The sequence below is a fragment of the Coriobacteriia bacterium genome (assembly GCA_041658765.1).
In the GTDB taxonomy this organism is placed as follows: domain Bacteria; phylum Actinomycetota; class Coriobacteriia; order Anaerosomatales; family JBAZZO01; genus JBAZZO01.
Window position 1 is genome coordinate 40,643 of sequence record JBAZZO010000001.1, and the last position, 13,874, is coordinate 54,516.

Consider the following 13,874-nt stretch of genomic DNA (forward strand, 5'->3'; position numbering starts at 1 on the left):
GGTCTCTGCGGAGAAACCGAGGGGGCGTTTTGTGGTGGTAGGTGTTCTACAAGACTTGATCACCTTCTCAACTCAAAGGTCTACCAGCGCAAATGCCCCGAGCGTATCGTGTCATGCAGAAAGCGGGAGCTTCGTTGGGGAATCACGCAGTCTGCATGTCGTAGAGGGACTCAGGCGCGATCTTAGCGATGCGGCTCGTGTAGGAAGGAGCCAAGACAGCACGTTGAAGATGGGCGCGCGAGTGCCTAGACTTGCGCTTGACAGTCACCATCGCGGTTCGCGGTGGGGGCCTACGAAGTGGCGACGGGGACAGGGGGGACCGGCAGATGGACGAAAAGATGACACGGCGCAAAGCGTTGGCGAAGACGATGGCCATCGCGGCGGGAGCGGTTGCGGTCACGATGCTGCCGACCACGGCGATGGCTGCGGACTCTGACAACGTGGTGATCGGCACGACGAACGAGGGATCGAGCGACACGGTCCTCATCTCGGACACCGAAGGAACGACGCTGCAGGTAGACAACACGCACGTGCATGATGGAGATGGCGGCGGTTCCGCCGGCGTGAAGGGCACGGGCTTCATCGGCGTCCGGGCAGAGTCAACTGGGGTCAAGACCTTCCAGGGACCCGGTTGGGGCCCGATGGCCGTGCTCGGTGTCTACACCGCTCCCGAAGGCAACGCGCAGTCCCGCGGGGTGGGCGTGATGGGCAGAGCCTCGGGCGGCCACGGAGTGGGCGTGCAGGGCGACAGCGGCACAGGCGAGGCCGGCCCGGATGGGATTCCCACGTGGCAGCAGCTCGACGGGACCGGCGTCGTGGGCAGGGGTATCACTCGCGGAGTGCTGGCCAGCAGCACGACTGGAAGGGCTCTGGACGTGTACGGCAAGGCGTGCTTCTCCCGCTCAGGCCGCTCGCACGTCGATTCCGGTCACACGTACGCGGACGTCACCTGCGCGAACCTGGCGACCACCTCGAACATCCTGGCCACCCTGCAGGGTTCCGGTGGCACAGGTGTCGCGGTGGCCTGCTGCTCGCGGCTCAGCGCGACCACGTTCCGCGTCACGCTGACCAGGGCCGCAACGAGGCAGGTCAACTTCGCCTGGTTCGTGCTGGGCTGACCGCCCACGAAGGCCGCTAGTCCGGGTGGTGGGTACGGCCGGTCCGCGAACGCGAAGTGCTCCAAGCACGGGCACGACGGACTCATCGAACAGGCGCTTCCTCGTGCTCGTCAGTCCTCGGAGGCGTCGAGCGGGCCCCGCAGGCGCTTGAGGCGCGAGTGCCGCACCTTCGTCGCGACCCGCCGCGCGTGGGCGCTGCGAGGGGTCCGGGTCGGGATGCGCTCCTCTGGGACGGTCGCGAGGGCCGTGAGGCGCGCTCGCAGGACGCGCAGACACGAGCGCTTGTTGAGCAGCTGGCTGCGATGCGTGCGGGAGATCACGGTCAGACCCGTCGGCCGGTGACGGAGCCGCACGGCGCTGTCTGTCGTGTTGACGCTCTGGCCGCCCTTGCCGCTCGAGCGGAACGTGTCCACATCGCACTCGGCGAGCAGCTCTTCGTCGGTCTCTGGCACTCTCACGGGCTCCATCTCCGGGTCTCCCTCCGCGTCCACGATACACCGACGACCTGCTCGGCAAGTGACGAGGCTTGCCCGCGCGTCCGGCGCCCGGCACACTGGAATCCGGCGTTCGCGGGAGACTGGGGACTCGGATGGCGAGCAGGGACGACACACGATGGGGCTACCCGGCGCTTGCGTGGGAGATGGCCAAGGCCGAGGTCGAGGCAGCGCTCGTCGAGCACGCGCGGCGTCGTGAGACGATCACGTACGCGGACCTGTGCGCCGAAGTGCGCGCCGTGCACCTGCGCCCCTACTCGTGGTCGCTCATGGCGTTGCTCGACGAGGTCTGCTCCGGGCAGGACGCCGCCCACGGCACGATCCTCGCGTCGCTCGTCACCCGCAAGGACACGGGCATCCCGGGGGAGGGCTACTTCAAGCACGCGGCGCGCATCGGTCGCGACGTGCGCGACCCGCGGGCCTTCTGGGCCGACGAGATCGAGAAGGTCTTCGCCGTCTGGGCCGAGGCGTGATGGAGCTGCTGCGCGAGGCCGTCGACTTCGTCTTGCACATCGACGTTCACCTCGGGCGGATCGTGAGCGACTACGGTGTGTGGACCTACCTGGTGCTCTTCGTCGTGGTCTTCTGCGAGACCGGGCTCGTCGTGACTCCGTTCCTGCCGGGCGATTCGCTGCTCTTCGCGGCGGGCGCGTTCGCCGCGAAGGGATCTCTCGACGTCGCGCTCGTCTTCGGCGTCCTCGCCGCGGCCGCGATACTGGGCGACAGCGCGAACTACGCCCTCGGTCACTTCCTCGGCCCGCGGGCACTGCGCGAGCATTCGCGCATCTTCAAGCGCGAGTACCTCGATAAGACGCAGCACTATTTCGAGCGCTACGGGAACAAGACGATCGTCATCGCGCGGTTCGTGCCCATCGTGCGCACGTTCGCGCCGTTCATGGCGGGCGTCGGAGCGATGCGCTACGGACGGTTCGCCGCGTACAACGTCGGCGGAGGGCTGCTATGGGTGACGCTCTTCGTCTTCGGCGGCTACTTCTTTGGGAACGTGCCCTTCGTCGAAGAGAACTTCTCACTCGTGGTCATCGCCATCGTACTCATCTCGGTGCTGCCCGCCGTCGTCGAGGTCGTCCGTCACAAGCTCTCGGTCAGGGCACGGTAGACAGCGACCATCGCCTCGGTGTCGCGGCGGCAGTATGCGAGAAGCGCGTCGCGCAGGGTCTGCCGCTCGGCGACCGGCGTCCGCGGATCGCGCAGGCGGGCGTACGAGAGCGCCGCGATCTCGCCCTCGGCTATCTCCAGGTCGTCCCATCCCTGACCGGGGCAGAGCGCCGGCAACACCTTCTTGATCGAGAACGACCCGGAGAACGCCGGGTGGTAGACGCCGTCGCGCACGACCGGCAGGAGGTCCACCAGCCGGGCGGCGAGCGCGAGCAATGGTCGCGCGAGGTCGGGCAGGTACTCGGCGAGGCCGACGATGCGGCCGCGCTCGTACGGGGAGTACGACAGTATCGACCCCTCCTCTCCGAGCGCGTCGAGCAGCGCCGCCGCGAGCTCGCGGCGGGGGTCGCCCGGACCTTCGTGTAGGTACTCGGAGTGCTCGAGTCCGCCATCGGCGCCCAGCGTGTGCACCGAGAACTGGAACGGGACGACCTGGTACGGGCGCGTGCCGGGGAAGATCGGCAAGGCCGTGGCGATGGTCTCGAAGTCGAGGAAGCGCACCGGCTCGGCGACGAGGCGCGCGATCCTCGATGTCAGGTCCGGGTCGAGGTACGGCTCGCCGGAGACGACGGCGTCGCGCACACGGCTCTGCAGGGGGTTGAGCCCGGGGAACCCTGAAGGTATCTGGTCGATGGACTCGTATCCCGCGCGTTCGAGCGCCGCGAGCAGTCCCTCTCGCGCTTTGGGCAGCTCGAATAACGGATGCTCGGGGGCGGCGACGCGACACGTTCCGCGGAACTCGCATGGGTAGGGGTTCTCGCATTGTCTGCCGTATCGGACGTCGGGAGCCTCGTCGGTGCGGAGGATGGCCCGCATGACTCCGAGGCACGCCTCGACGTCGGCCGCGCGTGAACGCGCCTCGTACGTGACGTCCTCCTGTGCGAACAGCCGCGCGGGATCGTGCGAGACACCGTCGAAGACGTAGCCGGGGTCGAGGTGGACCAGCACGATCCGCCTCACCCGCACGCCGCAACCCTCGAGTACCCTGAGCTGGATGGCGACGTCGTCGAGGTTCTCGGGCTTGACCTTCGTCGACGACTTCACCTCGAGTAGGTCCCATGCGTCGCCCGCCCGCACGAGCACATCCGCGCGCACTCTGACGTCCTCGTACGTGAAACCGCCCTCGAAGATCGCTGGGACGGTGCCGTCGCCGATGAGCGCGGAGGTCGTGACGATCGCCTCATCGTGATGCAGGTGGTCGGCTTCGACGAGGACGCCGCCGGGGAACAGGCCGTGCGCGATGTGGCCGACCTCGTGCCCCGCGTCGAACCGCGCCTGCTGTGCGGCTCCCGTCGGGTCGGCGAGATTGCGAAAGTAACAGGTGAGGTAGAGTCGCTTGAGGCACTGCTTGCCTGCCTGGTAGCGTGACTTCGAGAGCATGGCGGTCTTCGCGCGCATACTGCACCTCCGGTGCGGCGGGCGCCGTCGCCCGCCGATACGACCAGTATGCAACGGGCCTCCGACACGGGACAGCCGTGCCGGACCCGCGCAGCTAGGGAGGGCCACATGTCACTCGGCATCGTCATCAAGGCTCCGGAGGGTCTCGTGCTCGCCGCGGAGAGCCGGGTCACGCTCGAGTCGGCCGCCGTGGACGGCAGGCCGCTCTCCGTCACCTACGACCATGCGGTCAAGCTGCTGTCGTTCAGCGAGCCGAACTCGTGGGTCGGCGCGCTGACGTACGGGCAGGCTCTGCTCGGTCCGCGCACCCCGGCATCGTTCGTCCCGGAGTTCGAATCGGCCCTTCCCGAGCGCCGCCTGGGCGTGGAGGAGTTCTCGCGCCGTCTATCCGACTTCCTGCTCGGGCAGTGGCGCGCGTCGATGCCCGGGGATTATGCGGGTCCCGACATGACGTTCGTCGTCGCGGGTTTCGACGAGGGCGATCCATACGGGCGGGTCTTCCTCTTCGACGTCCCGCGTCGCCCCGAGCCCGTCGAGCAGAATCCCGGCGCCACGGTCTTCGGCATGACCTGGGGCGGGCAGCATGAGATCGTCCATCGCATCGTGAAGGGATTCGATCCCGCCGCTCTCCCGATCATCGCTCGCGAGCTCGGTATCGATCCGGAGCGCGCGGTGTCACTCGGAGAGGCGTTGACCGCCGAGCTGGCGCTGCAACTTCCGCTCGACGCGATGCCGCTGCAGGACTGCGTCGACCTGGCGCTCTTCTTCGTGAGGACCACCATCGACGCGCAGCGCCTCTCGCTCGGTATCCGTGGATGCGGCGGACCGATCGACGTCGCGACGCTCACGCGCAGGGACGGTCTGCGCTTCGTGCAGCGCAAGTCCCTAGAGGGAGAGGTGGGCGATGCCGGCCGCGCGAGGTGACGCCAGGACGATCCTCGCGCTCCTCGGCGGTCCGGCGGCGCCGGTGGCCACCGGTCTGACGTTCGTGGCGTCCGAGGCGCTCGAGCCGCTCGCTCGCGGCGTCGAGACGCCGGCGGCGCGGCTGGCGCGGGCTTGCGACGAGCTTGCCCTCGACTTCGCCTTCGTGCCGGTGACCGCTCCCTGGGCGAGCGAGGCGTGCGCCGCGCTCGTCGCGGCAGGACGGGCACCTCTCGTCGCTATCGACGGTCCGCTCGCGCGAGCGGCACGGCAGGAGGGTGTGGAGGAGGTGCTCAAGGCTACCGTTCTCGACCCCGACGGGGTGCGCGCACTCCTGAGACTCCGCATGCGCGCCGTGGCCGAGGATGTCGCCCGTGCCTCCGACATGGGTGCGTCGGCCGTGGTGGTCTGTGAGGACCTCGCCGGGTCGGCCGGGCCGATCGTCTCACCGGACTGGGCTAACGAGGACCTCTTCCCGTTGCTCGCAGAGGTCGTCGCGGAGGCGACCGGAGCCGGGTTGCACGCGGTGCTGCACTGCGATGGGGACTTTCGCGCGTTCCTGCCGGCCATCGCTCGCGCGGGCCTCGTCGCGGTCCACGGCGGAGGGCACGGCGCCGCCGGGCTCGACGGCGTGCTCGCGGCGGCGCGCGCCGCCGGTGTCGCGTTCGTCGGCGGCCTGCCGACCGAGGCGCTGGACGCAGGCCTCCCCGCGACGATCGCCGCGGGGAGGCGCGTGGGCGTGCTCGCCCTCTCGGGCGGTCTTCTCATCGCCGATGACGGCGGGATCACGAGTGCCGTGCAGGTCGCGTTCCTGGCGAGCGCGTTCTCGGCGGCCCGGAGCACCGGCCGCGGCTGACTCAGCCGGCCGGCGTCGCGGTCTTGCCGGGTAGCGGCATCGCTTCGACGACGAGGTCCATGATCGCCGCGATGCGCACTCCGAGATCGTGTCTCTTGTCGAGGTCCTCCATCTGGAGACGGCAGTTCTCGCACGGGCTGGCGACGATCTTCGCGCCCGTCGCCTTGATCTGCTCGACCTTCTTGGCGCCGGAGCGCAAGCGCACCTCGCTCATCTCCTCGATGGCGACGATGCCGCCCCCGCCGCCGCAGCACCACTGCTCGGCGCGGTTCGGGGTCATGTCGCGGAAGTCCTTCGAGATGGCCTTCACGATGTCGCGCGGCTGCTCGAATATGCCGCCGTTGCGCGCGATCTGGCACGGGTCGTGGTAGGTGATCGGCTCGGCGATCGCCTTCGAGACCTTGATGCGGCCGTCCTTGATGTACGAGTCGATCTTCTCGAGGATGTGCGTCACCTTGAACGGGTGCTTCTTGCCCGACCACGCCTCGTGGAAGATCTCGGCGACGCGGTAGGCGTGGCCGCACTCGGTGATGACGACCTCCTTCACGCCGAGGCGCAGCGCCTCGTCCATGAAGCGGTCGGCTATCTGGCGCGCCTTGAGAGGGTCTCCGAAGAAGAAGCCGTAGTTGGCGGCCTCGAACATCGATAGCGTCCAGGACTCCTTCGCCTCGTGGAAGATCACCGCCGCGGGGCGGATGGAGTGCGCGCCGGCGAGCGCGACGTAGAGGACGTCCGCGCCCTGGCGGTCGACGGGGATCTCCGCGTCCGGGTCGCCGGTGATCTCGCGGACCTCGGCTTCGATGTCCTTGAAGCCGTCGACGATGACGTCGCGGAACATCTCGACGTTGTCGCCCTTGAAGATCGCCGCGTCGGCGAGTTGCCCGAGCATCTCCTGGCCTCTGCCGGCGGCGATGAGCATCGCTTTCGCCATCGAGAGGATGAACTGCGTGTCGATGGAGAACGGGCAGTAGTACATGCAGCGCCGGCAGCCGGTGCACGCGTAGGTGACCTCGTAGAGCTCGTCGAGCAGGTTCTCGTCGGGGTCGCGGCCTTCGTACAGCGCGGGCACGAAGCGGCCGGTCGCGTCGAAGTACTTCTTGTAGATGCGTCTTATCAGCTCCGCGCGATACGCGGGGAGGTAGCGTACGTCGCCGGTCCCGACGTACTGGTGGCACGCGTCCTTGCAGATGGCGCAGCGCGCGCAGATGTCGAGATACGTCTTGAGCTGGCGCGTCATCTTCTTGTCGAGCACGCCCGTGAGGGTCTGCAGCTGGGTCGCTTCGTCCATGCTACTCACTCCTCACGTAGTTGGCGGTCAGCGAGCCGATGGTGTGGATCAGTTTGCTGAACGGGAAGTAGATCAGGAACGCGTCGACGAAGAGCATGTGGGTGCCGAGCGAGATGCCGACGTTGCTCGACGTGATCTCGGCGGGGAAGGCCGGGCGGAACCTGAGCAGCGAGACGAACCACTCCCGATACGTGGCGGCGTGCACGACGCTGCCGTAGACGAACCGCATGTGGTCGCCCATCACGACGACGCCGAGCAGCAGCGCGAGCAGCAGGTAGTCCTCGGGGACCGAGATGGTCTTGTACGGTCCGACCGTGCGCCGCGCCATCCAGAAGAGGACGGAGCCGAGCATGAGGACTCCGGCGATCGAGCCCGACCACGCGGCGAAGGCGTTCATGCCCTTCTCGCCCAGTAGCGCGGGCAGCACCGGGAACTCGCCGATCAGCCGCAGGTGTCCCACGAACGCGCCGAGGGCGGCGACGTGGAACGCCATGGCGAACAACCACATCCAAGGCTCGATCCTGAAGGACTGCGGCGCGATGAACGTGTCCTTGAGCATCTTGAAGAAGCGCCCTGCGCGCGTCTTGGGCTTGGGGAACATGCCGAGCGGGATGGGGGAGCGCGGCGTGGTGCGCCACTGCCACACGCGCCACGCCATGCCCGCGGTGAAGACGGCGAGGGCCAGGTAGACGCCCCACACCGACGTGATCTGGAGATACGTGTCCATGGTCCGGGGTACCCGCTTCCTACTTCACGCGCTTGACGAGGAAGACGAACTCGCCGCCGACCTTCTCGGCGGAGACGACCTCGTTGCCGGTCGACTTCGCCCAGGCGGGGATGTCCGCCATCGAGCCGGGATCGGTCGCGACGGCGCGGATGATGCCGCCGACCTCGACGTTGCGGATGTTCTGGCTGACCTTGACCATCGGAAGGGGGCAGAGCAGGCCCTTCAGGTCGAGCTCGAGGTCGGGGGTGACGTCGCTCATGACGCGCTCCTTTCGGGACGGTATCTTCTAGATGAAGAGCTGGATCTCGGACTCCTGCGCCTCGCCGAGGAAGAACCCGACGCCGACGGGAGCCTGCACGCCTTCGATGAAGCTGGACTCGGGGATCTCCATGACGTCCATCGACATCTGGCAGGGGTAGAGCTTCACGCCTAGCTCGACGGCGAGGTCGCGCAGTTGCGGCAGGGTGGCGACGTTGTTCGCGCCCATCATCTTCTTGAACATCCAGCGGCCCATGCCGCCGAAGCTGAACTTCGACGGATTGGACTTGGAGATGTCGCCTCCGTACATCATTCCCAGCATCCGGCCGAACATCGTCTTTCCCGTGCGCACGTTCTTCTTCAGAGCCCGCAGGCCCCAGAACGTGAAGAACATCGTCACGTCCATGTCCATCGCGGCCGCTCCCGTGGCGATGATGAACGCGCCGAACAGCTTGTCCATGTCGCCACTCATCACTATCAACGACAACTTCTTGCGCTTGCTCTCCTCCGGCATCTTCTTACCTCCAGGTCCAGGGGCGGATGGTTCAGGCCGACCGGTCGGTCCGGTCGTCCGTGAGGCCGATGTTGCGGCCGATCGCGTTGTTGCGTGCTTCGAGAGTCTCTTTCATCACCTCGGTGATGAGGTCGAACGCCTGCAGGATCTTGGGATTGGCGATCGAGTAGCGGATGTAGGCGCCCTCGCGTCGCGCGAGCACCACGCCCTTCTCGCGCAGGATCGCGAGGTGCTGCGAGAGGTTCGCCTGCGCGATCCCGGTCGCCACCTGCAACTCGCCCACGGTGGACTCGCCGTCGCGAAGGGCTCCGAGGATGCGCTGGCGCTTCTCGCTCGCCAGCGTCTTGCACAGCTCGGAGTGCAGGCAGTAGAAGTCCTTGTCCGGCACGGTTCCCTCCAATGTCCGGCCATCCCGGAGCACCAGACATGCCAACATTAGCATATGTGAATATCCATGCGATACCTTCTCTGTGTGTTCATCCCCATCCGGCGTCGCCGCTATCGCTCTCAGCCGTCGTCGTGTACCGTGCGACGTGCTACGATAGGACGTCGTGCACGCGCCCGGGCCGGGACTCGTGAGGGTGGTGATACGGTGGCGCTCGAGGGCAACCTCAAGGATTTCTCGCTCGCGGATATGTTCCGGTTGCTCGCGTCCGGACGGAAGGTCGGGACGCTGCATCTCGAGCGTCCCGACGCCGAGGGCAAGGTCTGCTTCAAGAAGGGGCGCGTCTTCTTCGCGACCTCGAACTTCAACCGCGAATCGCTCGGCCGCCGTCTCGTGAAGGTCGGCGTCATCTCGGAGAAGCAGCTTCGGCAGGCGCTGGGCCTTCAGAAGATCCAGAAGAAGGAGAAGGCCGGCCGCCGCCTCGGGCAGATCCTCGTCGACGAAGGCTACCTCGAGAGCCGGGTCCTCGAGACGTTCATCCAGGAGCAGATCAACGACACGCTCTTCGACCTCTTCCGGTGGGAGGAAGGCGACCTCCGGTTCGAGCCCGAGGAGGACTGCGAGGACGAGGACATCGGGGTCTCGGTATCGGTCGAGAACATCATCATGGAGTCCTCGCGTCGTCTCGAACTCTGGAATCGCATACGTCAGAAGATCCCGACGCTGGACTCCTCGTTCATCATGGCCGCCGCCCCCGGAGACAAGTCGATGGAGATCCACCTGAAGCCGAAGGAGTGGATGCTCCTGTGCTACCTGCACGGGGGACGCAGCGTGCGCGAGCTCACCGCGCTGACGGGCTACAACGACTTCGAGACCGCGAAGATCCTCTACGGGATGTTCTCCGCAGGCCTGATCGAGGAATCGGCCGCACCGGACGACGGTGCGGCCGTGGGGGCCTGAGCTCCCATGACCGCGGCAGGGAGCCTGAGCAAGAACCTCACGCTCGAGGAGTTCACGCGGTTCCGCGACTACATCCACGAGCATTCCGGGATCTACCTCGAGGAGGGCAAGCTCGACTCTCTGCGCATCTCGCTCGTCACGCGTGCGACGCGTCTCGCCTTCGACAGCTTCGGCGCGTACTTCGACGTCCTCTCGCACAACGAGGACGAGTTCAAGGAACTCATGAGCCTCATCACGATCAACGAGACGAGCTTCATGCGCTTCCCGGCCCAGTTCGAGGCTCTTCGGGCGCACGTGCTCCCCGAGATCATGGAGGGCCGCCACGACTCGAACCGTGCCATGAGGGTGTGGTCGGCGGGCTGCTCCACTGGCGAGGAGCCCTACTCCGTGGCGATGTCGCTGCTCGACTCCGGCATCCAAGGCCTAGGCTGGCAGGGGTACGTCTACGGCACGGACGTATCGACGAAGGCGCTCACCGCGGCACGCGAAGGCGTCTACGGCCGCAAGGCGATGGTCAACGTCCCGGAGGACGTCGTGGCGAGGCACTTCACCCGGCGGGACGCCTCCTTCCGCGTCGCCGATCACGTTCGCGAGCTAGTCGAGTTCGGCTACCACAACCTCATCAAGGAGCCGTACCCCCTCTCGCTCATGGGCAGCTGGGACGTCATCTTCTGCCGGAACGTCACCATCTACTTCAAGCTCGATTCGACTCGGCGGGTGGTGGCGAACTTCTTCAACAGCCTGAACCCGGGCGGGTATCTCTTCGTGGGGCATTCCGAGACCTTGAGCTCCATCTCGGACGACTTCGAGCCGATCGAGACCGGCGGCGTCTTCCTCTACCGCAAGCCGCGGCCGCACCGCTTCCATTTCTTCAACATCAAGGAGAAGCCCGCGCCTTCGGTCACCGAGCCAGTGAAGGAACGTCGTCACGCTCGTCGCGTCGAGCCCGCTCCCGATGGCGCAGAGCACGTCCGAAAGGGAAAGCGGGCGCGATCGGAAGACGAGGCGGTGGCCTCACGCGCACAGGCCGCAGGGGGCCTGGCCGCCGCCAGGGAGCGTCTCGTCGCCGGCGATCCCGACGCCGCGCTGGCGATCGTCGAGGACGTGCTCGCGACCGACCGCAACGACGCGGAGGCGAACGTGCTCGCCGCGTACGTGTACGCGGACATCGACCGGCTCGACGAGGCGTTCGCGGCCGCGCATCGCGCGCTCGCCGTCAACCCGCTCCTGCCGGTCGCCCGGTACATCCTGGGGCTCATATACATGCGGCAAGGGAACTCGGTCATGGCGGTGAGCGAGATGAAGAAGACCGTCTACATCGAGCCGGACTTCGCCCTCGCGCATCTCAACCTCGCGAACATCCATCGCTCGCAGCGGAAGTGGGAGGCGGCGTGCCGCGAGTACGAGAACGCCAAGCGGTCGCTCGAGTCGAGTCCGCAGGGGGCGTGGACCGCCTTCTTGGGAGGGTTCGACGTCGACCTGCTCGCTCAGACGTGTGAGCGCAGTCTGGTAGAGTGTCGTAAAGCGATGGGGGTCGCATGAGAGCCGGTCTCGACGGGCGGCTCCCCGGCGTTTTCGGAGGGAGTAGGCATGCCTAGCGCGCGGATACTGGCGGTCGATGACAGCCCGACCATCCTCGAGATGATCAAGGCGATCCTCGTCGCCGGCGGATACGAGGTGATCACCGCGTCGGACGGTGCGGCTGCACTCGAGACCGCGCGCGCCGAGAAGCCGGATCTCATACTGCTCGACGTCATGCTGCCCAAGCTCGACGGGTACAGGGTGTGCCGTCTGCTGAAGTTCGACCAGAACTACAAGAACATCCCGATCATCATGCTCACCGCCAAGACAGAGGAGCAGTCGATAGCCACGGGCATCCGCACGGGCGCGAACCAGTACCTCACGAAGCCCGTCGAGCCCGACAAGCTGCTCTCCGCCGTCGCCGAGGAACTCGGCAAGGCGCAGGGATAGCCTCCCGTGGCGGGCGCGGAAACCATCGCGAGCCGGGCGCTCGAGACGCTCGTGACCGCCGGGCTCATCACGAGCGAGCAACTCGCGAGCGTCAAGGACTCCGCGGAGTCGAGCGGCGCCGCCCTCGGTGCGGTCCTCGCGGAAAGAGGGCTCGTGGCGGTCTCCGACGTCGAGGCGATGCTCGAGGACGAGATCGGCATCCCTCGCGTGGATCTGTCGAGCTACGCGCCCGACGACGGGGCGCTCTTCTCAGTCCCCGCCCAGCTGGCCAAGGCCTGGCGCATCCTGCCGCTCTTCGAGATCGACGGCACGCTCACCGTGGCCGTCGGCGACGCCATGGACGTGTTCTCACTCGACGAGTTGGGCGCGACGCTAGGTCTCGAGATCGAGCCCGTGCTCGCGGATGTCGCCTCCGTCGTCGAGGCGGTGGCGCAATACTACGGGGTCGCTGTGCCCGAGGCCGCTCCCGCGACCCCGGCCGCTCCGGCGCCGCGAGTCGTTCCCGTCTTCGTGGAAGACGAGACCCCGACGGTGCTCGCACCGTCCGAGGAAGTGGTCGCGCAGGTGGCCGGCGCGTCGATCGAGGAGGTCGTCGCGACCGCCTTGCCCGCGGGGCCGTCCGCCATCGACCTCGACGTGCTGGCGGTCGCCGACAGCCGCAAGGTGGCCGTGCTCGTCGCGGACATCCTCGAGTACGCGGTCGCAAACGGCGCGACCCGCATCCACCTCCTCCCGTACAAGGAAGAGTTCTTCCTCGTCAACCGCGTGCAGGGCAAGCTCGAGAAGGTCGCGCACGCGCCGTTGTCGATGCAGGGACCTCTCGTCGAGGGCTTCAAGAACTTCGCGCACCTCGCGGGCGTTCCCGCGAACCTGCCCGCCCTCGGGCGTGTCCACGCCCAGTTCGGCGACCGCGACCTCGTCGTCACCGTCTCGGCCGTGCCGACGGTGTCGGGCCAGCGGGTGGTCGTCTCGCTGGCGCCCTTCCGTTCGCAGCCGCGGGGCCTAGCGGAACTCGGTATGAGCGACAGCGAGGAGAAGGCGCTGCACGCGATGGTCGAGCGCGGGCGCGGTCTGCTGCTCGTTTGCGGCCCGGTCGCCGGCGGCCGCAGCGCGACCTACTACGCCCTGCTCGCTCACGCCGCCTCGTCGGGCAAGACGGTCTACTCCGTCGAGCGTTCCGTCGAGTACGAACTCCCCGCTGTAGCGCAAGTGCTGGTCAACCCCGGGTCGCCCGTCGCCGCTTCGCAGTATTTCGCCGCCGGGATCCGGCAGGATACCGACGTCATCGCCATCGACTCGATCCAGTCGGTGGAGGACGTGCACCTCGCCGTCGAAGCCGCGGGCATGGGGAAGCTCGTCGTGGCGACCTTCGCAGCGGGAGACATAGCCGCGGGAGTGAGGCGCATGCTCGACCTGGGCGCCGAGCCGACGAGTCTTGCAGCCGCCCTGACGCTCGCCGTGGGACAGCGGCTCGTGAGGCTCACTTGCCCGAACTGCGCGGAGGAGAAGCACAGCGACGTGGCCGCTCGTATCCCGGGCGCTCCGGCGGGCCTCACGAGCAAGATCGGAGCGGGCTGTCCGAACTGCGGGAAGACCGGTTTCCGGGGCGCCACGGGCATCTTCGAGGTGCTGCCGTTCTCCGAGGCCGTGCGCGCGCGGGTCGCGAAGAGCGAGTCCGGCGAAGCACTGGCGCAGGCGGCGCGCACCGCGGGGATGCGCGGGCTGGCCGTCTCCGGGCTCGCGAAGGTGACCGCGGGCCTCGTGAGCGCTGAGGAACTCGACCGCGTCCTGCGGTTCTCGGACTGAGG

16 protein-coding genes are annotated in these 13,874 nt (G+C 67.4%); 9 read left to right on the plus strand and 7 right to left on the minus strand.

The features are described from left to right. Window positions 1-338: 338 nt before the first annotated feature. Complete coding sequence (locus WC971_00200; protein MFA5843237.1) at window positions 339-1,118, plus strand: hypothetical protein; 780 nt, start codon at window positions 339-341, stop codon at window positions 1,116-1,118. Window positions 1,119-1,228: 110 nt separating this feature from the next. Here the strand turns inward: WC971_00200 and WC971_00205 are convergent, their stop codons facing one another. Next, entirely contained in the window at window positions 1,229-1,576 is a 348-nt protein-coding gene (locus tag WC971_00205) for a peptide chain release factor-like protein (protein MFA5843238.1), read from the minus strand. A 131-nt stretch (window positions 1,577-1,707) separates the two neighbouring features. On the opposite strand from WC971_00205, the gene WC971_00210 reads away from it, so the two are divergent. Further along, window positions 1,708-2,085: a hypothetical protein gene (locus WC971_00210; GenBank protein MFA5843239.1), complete on the plus strand. Its 378-nt coding sequence runs from the start codon at window positions 1,708-1,710 to the stop codon at window positions 2,083-2,085. Next, window positions 2,085-2,729: a DedA family protein gene (locus WC971_00215; GenBank protein ID MFA5843240.1), complete on the plus strand. Its 645-nt coding sequence runs from the start codon at window positions 2,085-2,087 to the stop codon at window positions 2,727-2,729. The genes WC971_00210 and WC971_00215 overlap by 1 nt, the downstream gene beginning before the upstream one ends. Here WC971_00215 and WC971_00220 read toward each other — a convergent pair. After that, window positions 2,702-4,186 (minus strand): DUF2779 domain-containing protein, encoded by a 1,485-nt coding sequence (locus WC971_00220; GenBank protein MFA5843241.1) that lies wholly within the window; start codon window positions 4,184-4,186, stop codon window positions 2,702-2,704. The genes WC971_00215 and WC971_00220 overlap by 28 nt on opposite strands. Window positions 4,187-4,294: 108 nt before the next feature. Here WC971_00220 and WC971_00225 point away from each other — a divergent pair, with 108 nt between their 5' ends. Both WC971_00225 and WC971_00230 read left to right on the plus strand, forming a co-directional pair. Next, on the plus strand, window positions 4,295-5,110 hold the full coding sequence (locus WC971_00225; protein ID MFA5843242.1) for a hypothetical protein: 816 nt from the start codon (window positions 4,295-4,297) through the stop codon (window positions 5,108-5,110). Further along, window positions 5,091-5,963, plus strand: coding sequence for a uroporphyrinogen decarboxylase family protein (locus tag WC971_00230; protein MFA5843243.1), 873 nt, complete (start codon window positions 5,091-5,093; stop codon window positions 5,961-5,963). The genes WC971_00225 and WC971_00230 overlap by 20 nt, the downstream gene beginning before the upstream one ends. 1 nt (window position 5,964) lies before the next feature. On the opposite strand, the gene WC971_00235 is transcribed toward WC971_00230, so the two are convergent. Genes WC971_00235 through WC971_00255 form a run of 5 tightly spaced genes read right to left on the minus strand, consistent with a single transcriptional unit; the run spans window position 5,965 to window position 9,138 of the window. Then, window positions 5,965-7,251 (minus strand): (Fe-S)-binding protein, encoded by a 1,287-nt coding sequence (locus WC971_00235; GenBank protein MFA5843244.1) that lies wholly within the window; start codon window positions 7,249-7,251, stop codon window positions 5,965-5,967. A 1-nt stretch (window position 7,252) separates the two neighbouring features. Further along, window positions 7,253-7,978: a respiratory nitrate reductase subunit gamma gene (locus tag WC971_00240; protein MFA5843245.1), complete on the minus strand. Its 726-nt coding sequence runs from the start codon at window positions 7,976-7,978 to the stop codon at window positions 7,253-7,255. A 19-nt stretch (window positions 7,979-7,997) separates the two neighbouring features. Next, window positions 7,998-8,237, minus strand: a complete 240-nt coding sequence (locus tag WC971_00245; GenBank protein MFA5843246.1) for a sulfurtransferase TusA family protein — start codon at window positions 8,235-8,237, stop codon at window positions 7,998-8,000. A gap of 27 nt (window positions 8,238-8,264) precedes the next feature. Beyond that, entirely contained in the window at window positions 8,265-8,750 is a 486-nt protein-coding gene (locus WC971_00250) for a DsrE/DsrF/DrsH-like family protein (protein MFA5843247.1), read from the minus strand. A gap of 31 nt (window positions 8,751-8,781) precedes the next feature. After that, complete coding sequence (locus tag WC971_00255; protein ID MFA5843248.1) at window positions 8,782-9,138, minus strand: metalloregulator ArsR/SmtB family transcription factor; 357 nt, start codon at window positions 9,136-9,138, stop codon at window positions 8,782-8,784. A gap of 204 nt (window positions 9,139-9,342) precedes the next feature. Here WC971_00255 and WC971_00260 point away from each other — a divergent pair, with 204 nt between their 5' ends. From WC971_00260 to WC971_00275, 4 genes are read left to right on the plus strand one after another with little or no spacing between them, the layout of a single operon-like run. Next, window positions 9,343-10,095, plus strand: coding sequence for a DUF4388 domain-containing protein (locus WC971_00260; protein MFA5843249.1), 753 nt, complete (start codon window positions 9,343-9,345; stop codon window positions 10,093-10,095). A gap of 6 nt (window positions 10,096-10,101) precedes the next feature. Further along, a complete protein-coding gene (locus WC971_00265; protein MFA5843250.1) occupies window positions 10,102-11,637 on the plus strand; it encodes a CheR family methyltransferase in 1,536 nt (511 codons plus the stop codon). A gap of 48 nt (window positions 11,638-11,685) precedes the next feature. Continuing rightward, the gene (locus WC971_00270; protein MFA5843251.1) at window positions 11,686-12,066 is read left to right on the plus strand and encodes a response regulator; all 381 of its coding nucleotides are present in this window, start codon (window positions 11,686-11,688) and stop codon (window positions 12,064-12,066) included. A gap of 6 nt (window positions 12,067-12,072) precedes the next feature. Continuing rightward, window positions 12,073-13,872: an ATPase, T2SS/T4P/T4SS family gene (locus WC971_00275; GenBank protein ID MFA5843252.1), complete on the plus strand. Its 1,800-nt coding sequence runs from the start codon at window positions 12,073-12,075 to the stop codon at window positions 13,870-13,872. Window positions 13,873-13,874: the final 2 nt, after the last annotated feature.